Origin of the sequence: Sulfuracidifex metallicus DSM 6482 = JCM 9184, from assembly GCA_032834875.1 — an archaeon.
Taxonomy (GTDB): domain Archaea; phylum Thermoproteota; class Thermoprotei_A; order Sulfolobales; family Sulfolobaceae; genus Sulfuracidifex; species Sulfuracidifex metallicus.
The window spans coordinates 1539978-1559588 of the sequence record CP135238.1; the positions used below are offsets into that span (position 1 = coordinate 1539978).

Annotated in this window: 21 protein-coding genes, 1 tRNA gene and 2 pseudogenes; 15 read left to right on the forward strand and 9 right to left on the reverse strand. The window is 39.0% G+C overall.

The genetic code is table 11. The annotated features are described in order from the left end of the window. Nucleotides 1–34: 34 nt before the first annotated feature. The 4 genes from RQ359_RS08505 (at nt 35) to RQ359_RS08520 (ending at nt 4503) form a co-directional block, all read left to right on the forward strand. Nucleotides 35–1141 (forward strand): DNA double-strand break repair nuclease NurA, encoded by a 1107-nt coding sequence (locus RQ359_RS08505; RefSeq protein WP_162308989.1) that lies wholly within the window; start codon nt 35–37, stop codon nt 1139–1141. Next, nucleotides 1138–2955, forward strand: coding sequence for an ATP-binding protein (locus RQ359_RS08510; RefSeq protein ID WP_054837945.1), 1818 nt, complete (start codon nt 1138–1140; stop codon nt 2953–2955). Before RQ359_RS08505 ends, RQ359_RS08510 begins: the two co-directional genes overlap by 4 nt. Nucleotides 2956–3150: 195 nt before the next feature. Then, complete coding sequence (locus tag RQ359_RS08515; RefSeq protein WP_156016875.1) at nt 3151–3534, forward strand: Rossmann-fold NAD(P)-binding domain-containing protein; 384 nt, start codon at nt 3151–3153, stop codon at nt 3532–3534. 84 nt (nt 3535–3618) lie between these two features. Further along, nucleotides 3619–4503, forward strand: coding sequence for an acyl-CoA thioesterase (locus tag RQ359_RS08520; RefSeq protein ID WP_083476910.1), 885 nt, complete (start codon nt 3619–3621; stop codon nt 4501–4503). On the opposite strand, the gene RQ359_RS08525 is transcribed toward RQ359_RS08520, so the two are convergent. From RQ359_RS08525 to hjc, 3 genes are all read right to left on the reverse strand, one after another. After that, nucleotides 4406–5545, reverse strand: coding sequence for an MFS transporter (locus RQ359_RS08525; protein WP_156016874.1), 1140 nt, complete (start codon nt 5543–5545; stop codon nt 4406–4408). The two genes, RQ359_RS08520 and RQ359_RS08525, sit on opposite strands and share 98 nt — an antisense overlap. Before the next feature lie 170 nt (nt 5546–5715). After that, nucleotides 5716–6273, reverse strand: a complete 558-nt coding sequence (locus tag RQ359_RS08530) for a cysteine hydrolase family protein (protein WP_156016872.1) — start codon at nt 6271–6273, stop codon at nt 5716–5718. Nucleotides 6274–6310: 37 nt separating this feature from the next. Further along, nucleotides 6311–6709, reverse strand: coding sequence for a Holliday junction resolvase Hjc (gene hjc, locus RQ359_RS08535; RefSeq protein WP_054837972.1), 399 nt, complete (start codon nt 6707–6709; stop codon nt 6311–6313). Nucleotides 6710–6763: 54 nt separating this feature from the next. Between hjc and tfs4 the strand changes: the two genes are divergently transcribed. Both tfs4 and RQ359_RS08545 read left to right on the forward strand, forming a co-directional pair. Further along, nucleotides 6764–7045, forward strand: coding sequence for a transcription factor S4 (gene tfs4, locus RQ359_RS08540; protein WP_157042925.1), 282 nt, complete (start codon nt 6764–6766; stop codon nt 7043–7045). Between the two features lie 205 nt (nt 7046–7250). Next, a pseudogene (locus tag RQ359_RS08545) lies at nt 7251–7391 on the forward strand (putative integrase); the annotation flags it as partial. 16 nt (nt 7392–7407) lie between these two features. On the opposite strand, the gene RQ359_RS08550 reads toward RQ359_RS08545, so the two are convergent. Continuing rightward, nucleotides 7408–7493 (reverse strand) — tRNA-Leu (locus tag RQ359_RS08550). A gap of 123 nt (nt 7494–7616) precedes the next feature. Here RQ359_RS08550 and prf1 point away from each other — a divergent pair. Continuing rightward, on the forward strand, nt 7617–8705 hold the full coding sequence (gene prf1, locus RQ359_RS08555) for a peptide chain release factor aRF-1 (RefSeq protein WP_083476909.1): 1089 nt from the start codon (nt 7617–7619) through the stop codon (nt 8703–8705). A gap of 43 nt (nt 8706–8748) precedes the next feature. Here the strand turns inward: prf1 and RQ359_RS08560 are convergent, their stop codons facing one another. Next, entirely contained in the window at nt 8749–9384 is a 636-nt protein-coding gene (locus RQ359_RS08560) for a phosphoribosyltransferase (protein WP_054837971.1), read from the reverse strand. 109 nt (nt 9385–9493) lie between these two features. Here RQ359_RS08560 and RQ359_RS08565 point away from each other — a divergent pair, with 109 nt between their 5' ends. The 4 genes from RQ359_RS08565 to RQ359_RS08580 are packed head-to-tail and all read left to right on the forward strand — an operon-like array spanning nt 9494 to nt 12804. Next, the gene (locus tag RQ359_RS08565; RefSeq protein ID WP_054837940.1) at nt 9494–10306 is read left to right on the forward strand and encodes an S-methyl-5'-thioadenosine phosphorylase; all 813 of its coding nucleotides are present in this window, start codon (nt 9494–9496) and stop codon (nt 10304–10306) included. Then, nucleotides 10273–11037, forward strand: a complete 765-nt coding sequence (locus RQ359_RS08570) for a hypothetical protein (protein ID WP_156016870.1) — start codon at nt 10273–10275, stop codon at nt 11035–11037. The genes RQ359_RS08565 and RQ359_RS08570 overlap by 34 nt, the downstream gene beginning before the upstream one ends. A gap of 1 nt (nt 11038) precedes the next feature. Continuing rightward, entirely contained in the window at nt 11039–11881 is an 843-nt protein-coding gene (gdS-2, locus tag RQ359_RS08575) for a hexaprenyl pyrophosphate synthase (protein WP_054837970.1), read from the forward strand. A 47-nt stretch (nt 11882–11928) separates the two neighbouring features. Continuing rightward, nucleotides 11929–12804, forward strand: coding sequence for an ATP-grasp domain-containing protein (locus RQ359_RS08580; RefSeq protein WP_256201782.1), 876 nt, complete (start codon nt 11929–11931; stop codon nt 12802–12804). A 53-nt stretch (nt 12805–12857) separates the two neighbouring features. Here the strand turns inward: RQ359_RS08580 and RQ359_RS08585 are convergent, their stop codons facing one another. The 3 genes from RQ359_RS08585 to RQ359_RS08595 are packed head-to-tail and all read right to left on the reverse strand — an operon-like array spanning nt 12858 to nt 14809. Then, a complete protein-coding gene (locus tag RQ359_RS08585) occupies nt 12858–13310 on the reverse strand; it encodes an Lrp/AsnC family transcriptional regulator (protein ID WP_054837938.1) in 453 nt (150 codons plus the stop codon). After that, on the reverse strand, nt 13307–14299 hold the full coding sequence (locus RQ359_RS08590; RefSeq protein WP_156016868.1) for an NAD(P)/FAD-dependent oxidoreductase: 993 nt from the start codon (nt 14297–14299) through the stop codon (nt 13307–13309). The genes RQ359_RS08585 and RQ359_RS08590 overlap by 4 nt, the downstream gene beginning before the upstream one ends. Nucleotides 14300–14308: 9 nt before the next feature. Further along, on the reverse strand, nt 14309–14809 hold the full coding sequence (locus RQ359_RS08595; RefSeq protein ID WP_054837937.1) for a hypothetical protein: 501 nt from the start codon (nt 14807–14809) through the stop codon (nt 14309–14311). 54 nt (nt 14810–14863) lie between these two features. Between RQ359_RS08595 and RQ359_RS08600 the strand changes: the two genes are divergently transcribed. The 4 genes from RQ359_RS08600 to RQ359_RS08615 are packed head-to-tail and all read left to right on the forward strand — an operon-like array spanning nt 14864 to nt 18027. After that, nucleotides 14864–15673 (forward strand): isoaspartyl peptidase/L-asparaginase, encoded by an 810-nt coding sequence (locus RQ359_RS08600; protein ID WP_338116981.1) that lies wholly within the window; start codon nt 14864–14866, stop codon nt 15671–15673. Then, nucleotides 15670–16209, forward strand: a complete 540-nt coding sequence (locus RQ359_RS08605; RefSeq protein ID WP_277021235.1) for a metallophosphoesterase family protein — start codon at nt 15670–15672, stop codon at nt 16207–16209. The genes RQ359_RS08600 and RQ359_RS08605 overlap by 4 nt, the downstream gene beginning before the upstream one ends. Before the next feature lie 38 nt (nt 16210–16247). Then, complete coding sequence (locus tag RQ359_RS08610) at nt 16248–16631, forward strand: DUF5751 family protein (RefSeq protein WP_162308988.1); 384 nt, start codon at nt 16248–16250, stop codon at nt 16629–16631. 40 nt (nt 16632–16671) lie between these two features. Next, on the forward strand, nt 16672–18027 hold the full coding sequence (locus tag RQ359_RS08615; RefSeq protein ID WP_156016862.1) for a digeranylgeranylglycerophospholipid reductase: 1356 nt from the start codon (nt 16672–16674) through the stop codon (nt 18025–18027). On the opposite strand, the pseudogene RQ359_RS08620 reads toward RQ359_RS08615, so the two are convergent. Next, a pseudogene (locus tag RQ359_RS08620) lies at nt 18019–19607 on the reverse strand (DUF2070 family protein). The gene RQ359_RS08615 and the pseudogene RQ359_RS08620 sit on opposite strands and share 9 nt — an antisense overlap. Between the last annotated feature and the right edge of the window lie 4 nt (nt 19608–19611).

Below are 19611 nucleotides of genomic sequence, written 5' to 3' on the forward strand. Positions count from 1 at the left end.
ATTTTCATTATTAATTATGTTTTGTACAATGACAATGCAGAGGTTAGACTTGAGGACAGTTCTTTACGACGTTGTAGAGAAGTACATTGTTGGCTATTTAGACAATGAGTTGTTGGAAAGAGGCGAGTTTCAATTTTACGACAATGAGGTGTCAACTCCAGCAACAAATGTTGATGAACTTATAAAGGAAGTAGAATACATCGAACCATCAGACGTTTTTGCCGTGGACGGAAGCAGCAGAACCTTCGTGTCCTCCAAAGGGGTTGTTAGCATAGCCTCTGTGTCACTTTCTTCTAGTATGCACCCTCTAGTGGGAGTCTATCCTTCTATCTCTGGTCTCCCATCTCTGGATCTATCAATACCTTTTATTGCACTAGCTTCCTCTTTCAAATCTTCAGGAATTACTCCTTTTCTTTATTCCAGCGAAATAATATCAACCACATCCATAGATGGAACACCTTTTAGTTCATTTCAAAACCCCGAAACAATAGAGGCGGAAATAAGGCTGATACTGGAGACTGAAGCTATTCTTTCGAGCAAAATCTCCAGCGGTTCTCTTTTAATTATAGATGGCCCTATTTTTCCTCCCTCAATGTTTCTTAGGTATCAAGTTAAGGAGAAGCTGAGTCAAAGGAGGAAAACTGTTTTGAATGATAAGAACGTTGTGGGTATAGTCAAAAGGTTGGATAAGTCGCAGTTCTTAAGGTCTTCCATAAAGGATAGCTTCAGAAGGGACTTTGTGGCAAAATACAGAGTAGATCCCCTTTCCTTTCTAAATGACGAGGCTTTTTTGTTGAGGCTGTACGAGAACGTGGCTTCTAAGCCTTATAGACCCATCGTTGTAGGGCCTTTTAAAAAGACAGATCAAGTTGATATTTTCGTTAATTATCTAATTTATCCATTTCATCCGTACGTTAAGAAATTCTCCGTATTAAGGATAGAGACTACCTCTAATGATATGAAGATTGTAAATATGATGTCCTCATTAGAGTTCACGAAAGATGGCATTCCGTCAATTTTAGCTATTGCTGACTCATCAGCTAAGGCAGTAACTTCCGGAGTACTGAGAGTCATTTCAACTATAATGGAAAGGATAGGCGTACAAGCCAGTTTCAGCTCTAGAATAGGGGTGCAGACTTGAGTGACGAATCTCTCTTCAATAATATTAAGGAAAGAATATCGCAAGCCAATACATTAGCTGTAACTCTGGGGTCCCAGATCATAGGTAAAGTAGCCAGGCATATGCCGTCTAGGGTGACTCCAGATGATTTTATGATAAACGTCTCAGTTGATCCAGTAACTTACTATAAACTACCCTTTCTAGGTAGAGTCGGTATATTTCTTGGAGCAATTGATATAAAAACGCTTTATTTCGTTTTACTAAGAATAGTTGGTTATGAGAGAACGGATGCAACTTCGCTTTTTATAGGGGACTCAAACGTTTTGAGTGCGTCCTCCACAAACGAGGATGAACCTGGATCTTTAATAACCAATGTGGTTGTGAAATGCGAGCCTCTTACTAGGATGGATGTACTTTCAGGAGGCGAGCTTGAGGTAGCTGATCTAGTACTGGAACCTCAATCTCCAGTTTTCCTACCTAATCCATCCGTCATAGAGAAAGCTTTGGACACTCGAAGGGGAGGTCTCTATCTCGGTTACCTTGATAACGCATATACAAAGGTGAAAGTTGGAATTTCCCCTGAAGACCTGAATTTTCACGTCTCCGTGTTAGGAACTACGGGGGCTGGGAAAACTTCCTTCATCAAGGATGTGATAGCCAGTTTGTATCTTAGCGAGAATGAATCCAAGATATTCGTTCTAGACGCAACTGGGGACTATTACAACGTATTTTTACCACCTAACTTAAACGACCCTGCTGTGCAAAAGGGTAGATCCGATTTCTCCAACTTATACGAATCAGGGATAAATGGGTTAACGGCAGATATAGTTTTTCCTGTTACTTCATTCTGGAGAAGGAAAAATAAGGCTAAGACCGTAAATGACGTCACTTTATCCTACTTTAACGCCTTCGTGAAGCCAGTTGTTGACTTCATGTCATCTAAGGGATTGAGCGTGGAAACTGACGTTAAAGATAACCGAATAATGATCAAAACTGATTACTGGAAGTCCGATGCATTTATCCATCCATTTTATTTCAAATTTCCTGAGATTAAAAGGATATTTAATAGGCTTAATCCTTACTTCACTGAACAAGCCTCTCAATTCCTAAGACAATTTATACTCTCAAGAAAGGAAATTAGGAGCTTAGAAGAGCTTATAGAATCATTGGACGATGAAGAATTTGAGAGAAACAGTGTTCATAAGAGCACCAGAGATAACATAAGGAGAGGACTTTATACCATGAGGGATACTGGTCTCTTTGATGTTCCAGTTGAAAAGGACAGATTCAGGGACTCTCTAGAAGGAGATCAAAGACTAGTTATTTTTGATCTATATAATAGCGAAATAGAGGAATTTTCACAAAAAATATTAGCTTATTTCTTTCTAGATAGGATCTTTGATTTCAGAGAGAGGCAGATGAGATCTGGTATAGTAAAGGGAAGATTTGTGATAGTGATAGACGAAGCACATAGATTCTTTCCATCTGGCAAAGGAGGAGAAGAGGATGCATATTACGTAAGGAAAGTAGCAGGGAAGATAGCCACAATGATGAGGCTGGGGAGAAGAAGGAAACTCGGGTTTATATTTGCTACTCATAACCCGTTAGATCTCAGTGATATAGTAGTTCAACTTTCCAATACAAAGGTTCTCTTCAGGATTAAACAAGAAGTTGGGGAAAATATGGGACTTTCGCGATCTGAGGCTAAAGTCCTTTCTTGGGAGAAAAACGGCGTTGCTTACATACTCTCACCTTGGTTTAGAGAGGGGAAAATCAGGTTGAAAGTGCCTGTGCCTCCGCCTTTAGGACATTATGACATTTCAAGAATGTCATAAAATAATGTATGAAGAAAGAAGGGGAGAAAGAAGTACTAAACTTTAAAATATGTTCTCTCAGTAGTTTGGTGTCTTTACATAGATTATGCTAAACAAGTGGAAATCATTCGCTCTCGTTAGAAAGTGAGGAACTTCATCAGTTCATTAGTCAAAAATATTAGGTGAAGTTAAAAACCGCTTAAGTGAATTGTGAACATGCTAGACGAAGTAACTCGTAAATTTATGAAAGAGAAAAATAAGGACAACGCAATAATTTTTCTAAAGGAAGTTTCAAAGTTAATTCCTCCATCAGACGATTTTTCCATTTTTCTGGTAAAGAGAGGACCCCATGAATACCATCTCGACAGAAAGGGTCTATTTATACAAAGCGTGAGTGAGGACGAATATTTGCCTTTTCTATCTGGAAGTGAGAAGAGAGTAGATTTTTCTTCATTACCTGAAGACGCAGTCAAGAAGATAGATTACGTTGACGTTTTGAAACAACTCAGGGACATTCTACTTGATTTCTCTAGGAGAGGGGGAGAAAAGTATACAAAGATGGCTGAAGAAGTAAATATTCTCATATTTCAAAACCTTTAAATGAAACTAACGGTGATCTAAACGAAGATATGTGACACCGAAGTTACAGTTGTTAAGCTAATTCATTATGGTGATACCAACTTCATGGGAAGACTTCATGGAGGAGATATGTTAAGCTTGCTGGCTGAGGCTGGCATGCTTTCAGCCAGAAAGGTAACTAGAGGAGTAACTCTTCTTGCTTCTCTTGACGACGTTGAGTTCAAGAAACCAGTCAAACTAGGAGATCTGGTCGAAATCAGAGCTGAAACCCTTCATAAGGGGAACACTTCAGTTGAGGTTTCTATGAAGGCAATAGTTATGGGGGAGGAAGTGGTATCTGCGTCTGGATCATACGTGAAGGTAGACGATCTTCTGAGACCTACAAAGATCACAGAGGAATTGGAGGTCTCTTCTTCTCACGATAAGATGGTAAAGGAGGCTCTAGAGAGACGAGCCAAGAGACTTGAAGGACTTAACCGTAATATGCGGTTTGACGTTCATGATCCAACCTTAGGCTTGAGGCATAGGGTAACTACTTCGCTTCATGTATCTCCAGAAATGACCTATGATGGAAGGATAATCTCCGCAGGTAGATTGATGAAGCTAATGGATGATATGGGAGGCACATTAGGACTTAAGTTAATAGGCTATACCAGATATCACGATGATTCCTCTCCAGATACAGTTGTAACTGTAGCCGTGAGAAATCTCTCGTTTTATTCGCCAGTTAGGCTTAACGATATAATTACAATTAGAGCAGGTATAACTTATGTGGGAAACACATCAATGGAAACAGTGATAAATGTAATCAGGGAGGATCCTTCATTTAATGTAATAGAAAACGTAAGTACGGCTTACTTTTCTTACGTTAGAGTAGGAAGAGATGGAAAGCCTAAGAGGATGCCTGAGTATATTCCTTCTTCTTCTGAGGAGAAGCTGGCTTACTCTGAAGCCCTTTCGAGGAGAGGTATGCAGAGAACGAGAACATAGCTACTGCAAGCGCGTAAAAACTCATCATGTAGGCTCCAGATAACGTCTCCGCTAATCCTAAAACTAATCCACCTATTATTGACGCAACATCTTCAGCAGCGTTTAAAAGCCCAAGTATGGTAGCCCTATTTCTTTTCAATCCCTTCACTACAACAGAGAAGAACGCAGTGCTATACAAGGGAAATATAGGTCCATAAGCCATGAAAAATCCCATAATACCTAATCCAATCTTCAACTGTGTTTCCACTAGAAGAGCTAAAGAAAGTGAGATTAATGCCCTTCCAAATATTGAAAAGTAAATATACCTAACCTCTTTTCCCTTGACGAAGTTTACTACCTTACTGTACATGAACTCATCAACTATATAGAGAATGGTATAACTTAGGAACACAACATATTCTGGGTTTCCCATTGAGTAGTTTAGGGGTACGTAAACCGTAAAAAAGAGCTCAGCTGAAAGGTTAAATGCAAAATAAGAAATGACAGGATAATATAAATTCTTTATATCGTTAAACATTTCCTTTCTATTTGCGTTAGTTTTTCCATCATACTTAGGGACAAATGTTAGATTAGATATTAGAGATAGAAGGAACAGGCCAGTTACCATGAGTGGATTAGGAAAGACGGAAGCCAAGATGCTTCCGGCTATGTTACCTGCAAGGGAGATCTCTGATAATATGGAATTTCCTTTAACTAACTCTTCCTCCGTTAAAGTTTCAAGAAGTATCAAAGAGTAGAGCGGTGCATCTAAGGAAGATATGAAACCTATAATTGAATATCCTATTAGTCCATTTACAGAATATGTTATTCCAGACGCTATTCCCATTATGCTTAAGCCTATGGAAAGCTCTTTTCTTAACTTCATGTTGTCTAGAACGAAACCCCAAAGGTAGGATCCTATACCATTAAGGCCGTTATATAAGGCCGTTATCAAACCCAGCAGCAGCATTGAGTGGTAAAGGGCATAAAAATGAACGGGGTAGACTAAGCTTATTTCCGTTAAGGCCGCTGTTATGAAGAATTGGCCTATAAATTTCTTCACAAAGTTAAGGCTAATGGACTTCAATTTAAAAAGCAAAAGGACGATGAGATCTTTCGTAACTCAAGGAAATCACGTCTACAGTTCTAAAATTATGAGATAATCTAATTTTTTCTTAAACGTCTATTAGCATGTAATGTTGTGAGACATGTGCAAGTATATTTTTCTCCATATTATTTCCAGATTTCTAATATTTCTTGATTTGTTAACACTGGGAACATCAATGACATGTTAGCTAAAGACCTCTCATGGGCCTCCTTGTTTCTTGATGATACCGCTTCCTTAGCGATTACAGGGATTATTCCAAGATTGAAAGCGTGCCTAGCTGAGCTCTCAACTCCTATTTCAGTTGCAATTCCGCTAAATATTATAGCCTTCTTATCAGCGTTCCTCATCAGGAGTTCTACATTAGTTCCTACAAAAATACTTGCGGTGTTCTTGTTTAGCACGAGGTCACCCTCTTCAGGCTTTAGCTCATTTACAATGTCACCAAAATTCATTTTCCAGCCCTTTCGAAGTGGTGACTCAAATTTCTCTGGGAATGGAGTTATCTTAGTGTAAATTATCGGAATTCCCTTAGACCTAGCTTCCCTTATTAACTCTTTAGTTTTGTTAATAAATTCATTTTTATTAAATATCGAGTTTACCAATGTCTCCTGCACGTCCCATACTACTAGAACAGAGCTATCCTTATTTACATACTTTTTCATTTCCGATGGATTAAACGACATAAAAGCTTTCTCGCAAAGATATATCTTAAAGCTTTCTTCAGATAAGTTCCTCAGCGTTAAATCTTTGTATATGTGAGAGACTAGACAAGTCTATCCCGTTGCCTACCTTGACCTCAATACTGGATGGGTTCAAAACCTCAAAGAATTCCCATTTCTTGAAAGATTTGAACTTAACTGCAACATATGCATGTCCTTCCATAGTAAACATAGAAAGGAAATCTAATATCTTCCTTATTTGAATTTCCCTTATTTTGAGTTTTGGCTCCCACGTGCTTTTCACTTCGAATGCGAGTAAAGTACCTCCAAATGTTGCAAAAACATCAGGAAGTGGATTAGGAGAAGAATTTGATGTTGGTATTCTAACAGCTCTGTATCCCATTGAACTTAAGATCTTCACAAGTTCTCTCTCAGCGTTTCTACCTATGTCTTTATTCACGGTTAGAGAAGTTGTTATGATAACAATTAAAAACGATATAGCCAAATTGATTGCATGAAGTTTTGCCCTAAATGTAATGGAATGTTGACGATAAGGAAAGACATAGCAGTATGTAAAAACTGCGGGTTCAAAACTAAGTCCAATGAAAAGATTATATTAAAGGAGAGCTATGATCATTCACATGATAAAATTATCGTAGCAGATGGGAGAAAGATTCAAGGTAGGCTTTACTCCGTCTTATGTCCTAAATGTGGTTCGTCGTTATCAATCTTAATTAATCAGAGGAAAAAGCTATATAAATGCTCTTTATGTGGGAGTATCTTCAATTACATCTAACTTTTCTTTATTAAATATAGAAAAAGTATTAATGTGTATATTTCTTTGATATTAAAATTTTATGCAAAGGCCCACTATTTTGTTTAAACTTGAGGCTGAAACTGAGATATTCTCTAAATCGAGGAATCCTTATCACTTTCTTTCATAACCACGACTGATATGATAATTATCAAGGCTTTTAAAACGACGTGCTGATAACAAGGTAATGGGTAATAAGACTTTCACATTTGGTGATATCAGAATAAGGGAAGTCAAGGGGAAGTATTACGTTTATGCTATAGAGAATGGTGATAGGAGTAATAGGAGGGATCATTACATAGGATCTTTAGATCAAATCGTTAAGGAGTACCTTAGTATCAAAGTGCGGGAGGTGGGATTTGGACCCACGCAGGCCTACGCCACCGGAGCCTCAGTCCGGCCCCCTTTGGCTTAGCTCGGGCACTCCCGCTCAATACTTACTAAATTAAAATGGCATAAAAACGTTTTCTTATCCAAGGCTATCACAATTAACCTTTAATAATTTCAGGGATAAATTCTTCTTGATTAGGGATGAGTCTTTGACAAATACTCCATAAGTAGACAAGAGCTAAAAGTACTTTTAAGGGAGCTTAAGAAATGGTCTGCTCCTGCTACAGTTCTGCTCTCGTTGTACGTTCCAGAGGGAAGGCCAGTAGCAGACGTAGTTAATTTGTTGAGGGAGGAAGCGTCGATATCACAGAACATAAAGCTAAAACGTACTAGAGATGCTGTGGAATCAGCCATTACTGGAGCAATAGATAGGTTAACGCAGATAACTAAGATACCCCAAAATGGATTGGTAATGTTTTGTGGAGAAAATTTTGATACTAATGAGTATAAATGTTACATGTTTTCTCCTCCAGAGAAGGTTCTAGTGTTCTTCTATAGAACTGACAAGTTCTTCCATACCGAGTTCTTAGAAGATATGGTAGAGGATTCTGACGCATTTGGTCTCATAATAGTTGAGAGGGACCAAGCTACTATAGGCTTACTAAGGGGATCTAGGATAGAGGTTCTAGAAGAATTTGAGGGATACGTCCCTGGAAAACATATGATGGGAGGACAGTCACAGCGACGTATTGACAGATTAATTGAGGAAGCTTACGATCACTTCTTAAAGGAAGTAGGAGAGAAGGTTAACGCTTACTTTGTTCCAATCATTGAGGATAAGAAATTAAGGGGGATATTACTAGGGGGACCAGGGTACGCAAAAGAAGATTTTTACAAGGGCGATTACGTCGACTATAGAGTGAAGAAGCTTATACTTCAGCCTCTCTATGATCTCGCAGATCAAGGAGAAGTTGGACTAAGGGATATGGTGATCAAGGCTTCAGACATATTAAAGGAGCAGAAATACATAAAGGTAAATAACTTAATGGACGAGATAAAGTATCATCTGGCTAAAGACGATGGCATGGTAATTTACGGTATAAATGAAATAAAGAAGGCCATTGAGATGGGTGCTGTAGACTCATTGATAGTTTACGACGATCCTAACAATCAGGAACTGCAAAACTTAATACAGAAGGCAGAAAGCTTTGGAACTACCGTTTATATAGTAGGTAGCGAGCTTCCAGACGCTGAATGGGTAGGTAAGACCTTTGGAGGCGCAGTAGGTAAACTTAGATTTAAATTAAACTAAAAATATTATCACTTATTGTTTCTTTTTTTAAAAAAAGCTATAATTATATTTTATTTCTATACTGCATCTCTTTTATTACGTCCTCTATCGGGATTGGGGGTAAAACTCCATAACTATCTCTGAAATCTCTTTCAATTTCGTTTGAATCTAACTTCTCCTTCGTTTCTGCCTTTTCCTTAAGTATTTTACCGACGAGATTTATCATGTCCTCCCAATAATTCCAAGGATACATAAACCATGTCCAGTCCCTGACTTCCTCTGCAAAGAAGTCAGGAGTGGACTTGGACGCTGTGGATATGTGCTGCATGGTAGCAGTTTTAGCTACCTCAGGGTGAAAGTTCTTCATTACGTAATCCCTAGCTAACTCCATGCTGTCTCCGGTATCTGTAATGTCATCTATGATTAACACGTTCTTTCCATCAAGAGATAACGTATAATTGTATTTTACCTTAGCTTGCGGGGTATGAGAAGCAGTTTCTACCCAATGTTCTATTTTTATAGATAGAACATCCATTACGCCTAGTACGTCAGCGACTATTCGTGAAGGAACTAATCCTCCTCTGGCTATTGCAACTATAACATCAACGTTATACCCGCTTTCTCTAATTTTCCTTGATAAATTAGTTGAAAGCTTTACTATATCATCCCACGTTACAACCTTAACGGGTATTTTAACCAAGACTATTACCAAAACCTTAGTCAGAAGGCAAGTTAAAAATCTTCTCTTGAATGGGGAAGTTTACGAAAAATAATAAGATTTTTTATCGAAACAACGATTAACTCTTCATGTGTTAGAGCAGAAAGAAAGAGCATCAGTGGCCATTATTGGCGGGTCAGGAATTTACGACCTTTCATATATAAGCGACGTAAAGGAAATCAAGGTATATACCCCTTATGGACAGCCAAGCGACTACATTTCGATAGGAAAAATGGGCAACCTTAGCGTAGCTTTCCTTCCAAGACATGGAAAGGGTCATAGAATTCCCCCTCATATGATAAATTATAGAGCTAATATATGGGCGTTAAAGGAATTAGGCGTAAAATGGATTATATCAGTTTCAGCGGTAGGAAGCCTCAGGATGGATTATAAGCCAGGAGACTTTGTGGTTCCAGATCAATTTATAGATATGACAAAGAAGAGGGAATACACTTTCTTTGACGGTCCGACGGTAGCTCATGTTTCCATGGCTGATCCCTTCTGTAACTCGTTACGGAAAAGGCTTGTAGAGAAAAGTAAGTCAATTGGCATTACTGTCCATGAAAAGGGAACATATATATGCATTGAAGGTCCAAGGTTTTCTACCAGGGCGGAGAGTAGGACATGGAAGGAGTCATTTAAAGCAGACATCATAGGGATGACTGCGGTTCCAGAGGTAAACCTAGCTTGTGAGGCGCAAATGTGCTATGCAACTTTAGCTATGGTTACTGACTATGACGTGTTTGCTGACGTACCTGTAACTGCGGAAGAGGTCACTTCTGTAATGAAGAGGAATACAGAAAATGCCAAGAAACTTGTCATGGAAGTAATAAAGGATTTACCTCTGGAACCAGAGCGAGGTGAGTGCTCTTGTTGCAATTCTCTGGAGAACGCCTTACTGTAAAACCCCTAGATATTTCATCAAAACCTGATTTCATTATTTATGATGATTTTGGAAGGCTTTCCGCTTTTACTTACGCCAGAGCTTTAGCATCCCTTTTCTTCTATTCTCCTCGGATTTTTGACGTAAATGAGTTTATCCTTAATATTGCACCTTATGTTGAACCCGGAAAGGTAGTAGGCTTCCTTACGGACACCGATAACGTAATTAGATTAACTGATACGTTAAGGTTCACTGGGTTCAGCACTGATCTATTTACCTCTTCCTTGCCAGAGGGACTAGAAAGAAGAGGAGGAGATTTAAATTTGACCTTATTTGAGCCTAAAAGCTTAGGTGCAGTTTCACTTTCCCTTTCTGTTGTATTATCTCTATGCAAGAAGGCTCAGCTGACTCCTAGGGTCAAGAGAATAATAGATCAACTTTTAGACCTCTCGGACCTTCATGATTGGCTAAACTCTCTGGGAGAAGGCATAAAGCCATCTGAGTATCAAGTAATTCTATCTCCAACAATGGAACCATCACTTGCTTATCTCAAAAATGCAGGTCTTGATGTTAAGACAGTTGCAAACTATAATATATTAATTAATTCATTAATAATATATAATGGTTCTGACATGATGATTATGAGAAGAGTAAGAACAATGATCTCAAAAAAATCGGAAGTAAAGGAAATTCTTCTGGACGCAGATCCGATACTTGCGCCCTCCTATCTAACGCTTAAAATGGGTGCCTGAGATGTCATTATTAGAATTCTGGGGAAAAACTAAATCAACTATAGACCTGATGATAGAGGATTTTCTAAAGGGAGTGAAAGAATGGGAAGTTTTGGAAATGTCTAAATACATTATGAAGGACGGGAAGAGGTTTAGGGGGACATTAGCCCTATTTTTCACTGAAGCCTTGGGAGGAACAATAGAATCAGCACTGAAAGGAGCAGTGGCAACTGAAATACTTCACTCAGCTTCCTTGGCTTTGGACGACATAGTGGACTACGATGTAACAAGAAGAGGGGACAAATCTGCATGGACTGTTTACGGAAATAGGAGGGTGATATTCGTAACAAATTACCTAATACCGACAGCTCTTAACATGATTTCAACTTACGGGGAGATAGCTCTAAACACCAGTATAAATCTATGGAAGGATACTGCAGTTGGTGCATTGAAGGATCTTTACGGAAAGAAGGAAGATTATGAGCAGACCATAGACCTTAAAACTAGCAGTCTTTTCAAGCTTTCCACTTGTATAGCCTCCTTTGCCTCTCATAAGGTTGAGCTATTAGATTCTCTGTTAGAAATGGGTAGACTTCTAGGAGTGATGTATCAGGTAATAGACGACTACGCAGACGTGAAGACGATGGAGCCAGAAAAGTTAGTAGGAAGTGCGAGACAACTTTACGAACTGGCCGGCGACAAGACTCAAGAATATGTTAAAAACAGCTTCCTTAAGTATAAAGAAAGGTATATAGAGATGGTAAATCAACTTCCTTTTATATCGCATTTTAGAAGCGATATCCAGCAGATGCCCGATTTCCTCATTACGGGACTACTTAACGAAGCTGGTATAGATAGTTTTTAAATTAATGAAAATATGCGGAAACATGGTGAAATAATATTAAAATTGCTGTGATTCATGAGTCTCAAAAGGTTACTGAAGCGTCGAAAGAACTTCTGCAAGAGATAAAATCCCAAGGTCATTCAGCATATTACATTAGACCATCCAAACTTAACGTGATAATATCTAAGAAAGGGGAGGAAATTAACTACGCTGGAAGGAACTTTACTTTAGATGGCGCCCTAATAAGAAACGTTGGTTCTATAACTACGACGGAGCAGCTCGTCAAGAGGTTTAACTCACTGAAGGCTCTAAGACATATTGGAATAACAACAATGAACTCGCCTGAGTCTATAGCTTTAGCTAGAGACAAATACGCTAGTCTACTTGAGCTTTCAAAGAACGGTATCCCTGTACCTGAAACCGCTATGGTAGAGGACCCCAAGGAAGCGATGTTGCTAACTCAGAGATGGGGAGAGGTCGTAATAAAACCCCTCATAGGTAGTCTAGGTCTAGGGTCTGTAAAGGTCTCAGACCCTGATATAGCCTATAGGGTATCTAAATCCATACTTTCCGTAAATCAGCCTGTATATGTTCAAAAATATATTAAGAAGCCTGATAGAGATATAAGGGTATTTGTAGTGGGGGATGAGGTAATTGGGAGTATATTCAGGTTTGCTAATGGAAGTTGGAAAACTAACGTAGCTCAAGGGGCAGTAGCTCAGGTTGTTACATTATCTGCGGAATTGAAAGAGATAGGACTTAAGGTAATAAAAGCCATGAAAATGGATTACGCTGGAATAGATGTAGTTGAGGATACCGAAGGAAAGGATTACAAAGTCCTGGAAGTAAATGCATCACCTTTATGGCATGGGTTCAAGTCAGCTACTGGGATTGACCCTGCAAGATTTATAGTTAAGCATCTTTTAGAAAAGATTAAGAAATGAGGACTAACAAACCGTCTGAAAGGTGAAGATGAGCTCTCGCCCTGATCTTAACGTTAGTCTACGTTTCTTTTCTCCTTTAGTACTCTTAATACTATCATAGTATAAGTTGAAGTTACACCCTCCAAGTTACCTAACTTATCCAAGACCTTAGCCAGCTCTTCTCTGGTCTCGACTCTAACCTTGAGGAGAGCGTAAAACTCTCCTGTAACGTCATATATTTCAAAAATTTCCTTTTGTTTTATCAACTCTTCTATTACTTTCTCATATTGTTTAGGCTCTGCCTTGATCATTACGAAAGCTACTACACTTAGGCCTATCTTATCGAAATCGATATCTGTAAAGAAACCCTTTATAACACCGTTCTCCTTAAGTCGCTTTATTCTCATGTAAATTGTCGCTTCGCTTAGGTTCAGCATCTTAGCGAGTCTTGAAAAAGGTATTCTTGCATCTTCCTGTAATATGTTCAAGATTCTTTTATCCACATCGTCAAGATAATACGAATTCAAAAGATTGTCCTCCCCAGTAATTTTAGTAGATCGAAGTTGTTAAAGTCACCTAACGCTACTTTAAGTACTAACTTAGGATCAGACTTCATCAAGACTTTCGTTAATCCTTCAAGCTTATCCTTTCCTTTAGAATCGGAAACTATCTTGGCGTGAACCTTAAGGGAATTATATAACTTAGACTTCTTGAATTCCTTTTTAAAGTCCTTATTTTCCAGAATGGATTCAGCCATAATTTTAGCTGAAATTATTGACGGCCGTATGCCTTCTCCTGTAAGGGCATAAACTGTACCTAAAGCCTCACCCATGTAGTTACCGTTTAGTCTGTCCTCTACAACTCCAGTGTCTGAAACCCTAGCCCCATGAAAAAGGGATACCCTTCCCTTGACTAATGGCTTCAATCTCTCTTGAAGAAAATTGACGTCTGCATATCCTCCTATTCCTATCTTAGCTCCCTCTCTATCTGGAAAGACCCATGCATAGCCTAACAAGTCACTGTAGAAATAGAAGTCCACGACTTCAGGATCTTGAGGGAAATCTGTAACGTATTGTATGGCTGGAACTGTTCTATCCTTAGGTAATGAGTAGTGCCCGTTTGCAAAAATAACCTTATCAGCCTTAAGCTCTTGGGAACTTACGAAAGGCTTTCCTTCCTTAGCTGAGACATTTGATTTATATTTAACGTTGAGTTGAGATGCCATATCTCGGAGCATCATCGGTTTATCTACTATGTATCCAAGTCTTTCATCTCCTCTTATATCGTGTACGATCTTTCCGTCAAGGAATATTCTAAACCCCTTTATTTCGCTTACGATGTGTTCCTTTTTTAAAGGAATTAAGTCTTCCACGCCATTCATCAATCCCCAAGCACAAGGTTTATATCCTACCTTGTCCAGTCCCTCGTAAACTGTAACGTCATAGTTCCTTCTTCCCTTCATTAACCAGGCAAAGGATAAACCAGCAGGACCTCCTCCTACTACAGCTATGTCCATATTTTCACCTTACTTTCTAAAATACATCATAGCTAAAATTCCCATTATTAAGAAACCTGAATAAACAACTATAAGTTCGTAGAAGTTATCTAGGAACCTTCCGACGAGGCCCCCTATGAAGACTAATAAAAGTAAGGCAAGGAAACCGTTTCCAGTAGATAATATATTTCCTGTTCTTATTAAATTCTTTAGGAATCTTAGAGAAAATGCAAAGGAAACTATGAAAGGTATAGCGTCAACTAGAGCTATTGCAGCGAAGTATCTGGGTTCAAGGGGAAGAATCAGGAATACTCCCAGCCCTCCACCTAATGCAACCAGACCACTGAAGTACGTGCTAGTTACGGATGCCTTATATCCAGTCCAAGGTCTTTCGTTGTAAAGAAAATATCCTGCAATAGTTAGGTCTATTATGGAGCCTATTACAAAGGCTGGAAGATTATGGACGAAACCAGGGACAGCAGTTAACAAGATAAGTAAAACCGAAACTATGAGTACTGTTGTATCCTTCATGTTCGAAGGGAAGTAGTAAGTAAAAAATAAAAAATATATCTGTAACATTATCACGTGATATCTTCTATTCCTGTGATTATTTTACATGGTGGAGCAGGCTATTGGGAAGGGAAAGATTTACATGAAGTTGAGAAAGCTATCAGGGAAGCCACGGAGAGGGGCTTTGAGGAATTCAGCTCTGGCTCGTCCATAGAAGCGGTAGTAGAAGCAATATCCTTTATGGAGGACTCTGGGCTCTTCGACGCTGGTAAGGGTAGCGTAAAGAACAGTGAAGGAAATGTTGAAATGGATGCCGGTTTGATGGACGGGAAAACTATGAGTGCAGGTTCGGTGGTTCTTGTCAATTCTGGGAATCCAATCAGGGAGGCATTGAAAGTTATGAGAAAAGGTAAACACGTAATTATAGCTAAGGGAATTCAGACAACGTCTAGCTTTCATGACTCTGGGGGAGACACAGTAGGAGCCGTTGCCTTAGACAAGGAAGGAAGAATAGTGGCAGGCACCAGTACAGGAGGAATATCTGGAAAGGATCCAGGGAGGATAGGAGATTCTCCAATACCCGGCGCAGGTTTCTACGCTACTGAGAGAATAGGTGTATCTTCAACTGGAATAGGAGAGATAATATTGAAGACGCTTCCAGCAAAGGAGGTTGACATCTTGTTTTCTATGGGTTTAACATTGGATAACGCTATAAGATCTTCAGTTGATAAGGTCACTTCGATATTTGGTAAAGGAAATATAGGAATGATAGGATTAAGTAAATATGGTGAGGTTTCTGCCCATTTTAACACAAACGGAATGCCAAGATGTTTTAAGAATAGTGAAAAGACTCAATGTCTTATATATAAGGGTGATTTCCAGTGAAAACTTTAGTCTTAAGTAATATAAGGTTCCCAGAACCCCACATAGAGAGCACATTATCTACAATAATAAAGAAGGAGGAACCGGAGACAATAGTGCTGGACGGCGATACAACTCAGTGTTATTGGGATTACGAATGTCCTAGAGTAATAGATGTGCTGTACGTTATAAGGAGCATTGCACCGTGGGCCCAAGTTGTCTACGTTCAGGGCGATATGGATCCACACGCAGTGAAATGCATAACCGCAGAGCCTAGATACAGGGAAGAGATAATTGGAACTACAATGTACATAACTGAGGCAGCTTCAGTGAAGTACTACATTCTTCATGGTCATCAGGGAGACCTTGACCAATTGAGGAGGAGTATCGGAGCTGGACCTTGGGATTGGGTAGTCTTAGGACAGCCAAAAAGGCTAGAAATAGACAAGTTAGCCAGAGTAATATATGTTGGCGGAATAACTAGGGAATATCCTCCAGATAGCAGAGGCTATCTAGTGCTAACGGACTCATCTCATTACATAAGGAGCCTCAAGGCCTAAAGGTAAACATTATTATGTGAATGTTTGATTACTCATTTATGTCAATAACGTATAGGCCCATAATTGTAATCTCTTCTACTAGACCGGAGAACATACCAGACCTAATAAAATATGTATTCAGAAGTTCGAGGGCTAGTAGTGGCAAGAAAGTATATTTACACTTCATTACAGATATTCCGTTTCACGAATTTACTTCGTATGCTAGAGAACCATTACTTGATAACATAGATCTGGGCGTTGAAATCTTTACTTGGAAAGAAGACGAGATCGAGAAAATGATGAAGGTGATTCAAGAAGAGTTCTCAGATAATGTAGGTATAATATTTTATTGCGATGAAGAAAAGAGAAATATAATAAAGAAAATATCTCAGTCTATTCCAAATTCCTATAAGGTAAATTTAGTTAAGGACATGTGTAAGTAGTTTTATAGCTACATATATCTCAATTATTAGTTAGATAGTCTTGAAGGACTTAAAGTACGACGTCCTCATTATAGGTGGAGGATTAGCTGGTTCTTCTACTGCATGGCACCTTTCTGGGAAGGGAATAAAGGTTCTTCTAATTGACAGCAAGCCTTGGAATAGAATAGGGGACAAACCTTGTGGAGACGCAGTAAGTAAGGAGCATTTCGATAATTTAGGTCTTCCATATCCTGAAGGTGATCAACTTGAAGGCAAAATTGAGGGCATAAAGCTGTATAGCCCAGACATGAAGACGGAGTGGACTGTAAAAGGAGAAGGTTTCGAGTTGAACGCTCCAGCTTACACTCAACGCCTATTGAAGGAAGCTCAGGATAAGGGAGTTGAAGTAATGGATAATACAACATCAATGAAGCCTTTAGTTGAAGGAGGAAAGGTTGTAGGATCCATAATTTACAACAGAAGGACAAACGAGACTCTCGAGGTTAGAGCTAACGTCACTGTAGACGCCACTGGTTATTCAATGAGCTTCAGAAGTAAATTGCCTCAGCAATTACCCGTAACTGAACCCTTAGACGACAGAGATGCAGATGTAGCATATAGAGAAGTCCTTTATACTAAGGATGAAATTGAAGACTATAAGTATCTCAAAATATTTGTCTCACAGAAGGCCTCTCCTGGAGGGTATTGGTGGTATTTTCCTAAAGGTCCTAACAAGGTCAACGTCGGTTTAGGAATACAAGGAGGAATGGGATATCCTAGCATACACGACTTTTATCAGAAGTATTTAGATCAATATGCCCCCGACGTCGATAAGGATAGGTTGGTGGTAAAGGGAGGAGCATTAGTTCCAACTAGAAGACCTCTTGCCACGATAGTCTGGGATGGAATGGCGGTTATAGGAGATTCAGCTTTCACTGTAAATCCAGTTCATGGAGGTGGTAAAGGTTCTGCTATGATTTCAGGTTTCTGTGTTGCGAGATCTATAATGGGTGCATTAGAAAAAAATGACTACAGCAAGGAGTCCATGTGGGATGCAAATCTATGTTATATTGAAAGGTATGGTGCCAAGCAGGCCAGTCTAGATCTATTTAGACGCTTCTTACAGAAGCTTTCCGATGAGGATATAGACTACGGAATGAGGAAGAAGGTGATAAAGGAGGAGGACCTTTTGGTGGCCAGTGAAAAAGGCGACTTGCAACTTTCTGTTGCGGAGAAAGCTACTAGGGTAATTGCAGGGCTAGGCAGGCCATCACTATTGATGAAACTTAAGACGGTCGCCGAGTACATGAAGAAGATTAAGGAACAATACAAGTCATATCCTCAAGATCCTAAGGAACTAATGATATGGAAATCCCAAACTGATTCCATCATCTTAGATTTTAATAAGTCAATTTAAGAAATATAAAAATAAGGCAAATACGAAATATGGAAGAGCCAATGGAACCCAGAAGGTCCTAGATACGAAATTACCTACTTTTTCCAATCCTTCCAGCATGGAGGAAATTATTTTTCCGATCATTTTTGCCCTTAGTTTTACTACCATAAAGGAAATTCTTGAGACCTCCTTCACTGAGGACAATGCATCCTCTATTGTTTTCCTTACTATGTTATACATGTTGTCGCAAGGTCTTGCAGGAAGATATGTTGCGACCATTGAAGAACCGGCGCAAGAATGATCGTCAGGGGTCACCATTATTGTTCTATCTACTAGACCTTCACCAGATTTGGCTATTATATCCCTAGTTTCGCGTTCAGAGTTGTTGGCGTAGAAGTAAACTATGGCTATCTTTTTCTCACCGTCGCTTATAACAAATGTTCTGATTCTCTTGTTACAATACCCATCGCAGTTATTTGGTAACAAGCTCTCAGCATAACCTATGTATAGCTTCTTTTGGCTTGTTCCCTGTCTTTTTTCCCTTAAGAATTCTTTTAGATCCTCAATTTCAATCTTATCAAAGTCCCTGCTTAAGAACGTGTTATGAGTGTCTACTACAAAATTATTGTATTTAATAATTTCTTCCCAAAGTTGCTCTGGTAGGTCATCAATCCCGAAATTGGGCTCTCTAGAAATGAGATGCTGAATTTTGAGAAATCTAAGCGTGTAGCTTGAAAGTTTCCTATGTTATGGAAGGTTATTCCATTGAATACAGCTTCTTGCCATTCTTTTTCATCCTCAATCCTTCCTTTCAATATAGATGCTATTCTATCCGATTCTTTGGCTGTAGCTAAGTTAATTTCGTGACTACCTGGACCATGGAAGACTATTGCGTCTTTTATCTCCCCCTCAATTTTGTAAGGCAGTCTTGCACTTCCCTGATTTCCGAAGATCCCAAAGTGGATCTGCGGAATAACTAGAATCTTGTCGTCTAATCTAATTAACGCTATATGTATCTCTTTTTCCTCTGAAGTTTTTTCAAAGAAATTATCTAAAGGTTTTGAATCCTTTTCCATGACTGCCTTCATGAATGGCCTGAGTATGGTTAACGAAGCTATACCCACTATGTCTTTACCCTTCTTGTTTATGCTCCATAGGTAAAGATAGTATAGAAATGAAACCGCAGCCAAGTAGATCAGATAAATTACAACTTCTTTGGGAAAAAATACTATTGGGAGCAGAGAAATTAAGAGACTAAACATCAACGACTTCTTCTCCCCATATCTTAAGAGCATGGAAAATGAAAGTATGGGTAACGTAAAGCCAAATGCGAAAATGGAAAAGGAAAAGAGTGATAATATGAGGTAAGGCAGAGCTGTAACGTCACCTAGAAACATTGCAGTTTTGAAGTTCTTTAGGAATATAATAGAGATTAGGGAAAAATAAAGGATAAAGGCATAAAGCAAGGTAAGTAGGCTTGTTTCCAAAGATCTTCCTACTATTAACGCATACTCAAGAATGCTGAAGACTGCTATCTTTTTAAAGTCGGGTAAACCTTTCAGCTTTGAGTAGTAGTGTCTGGTAAGTTCTTCGGAGTTCACGAGT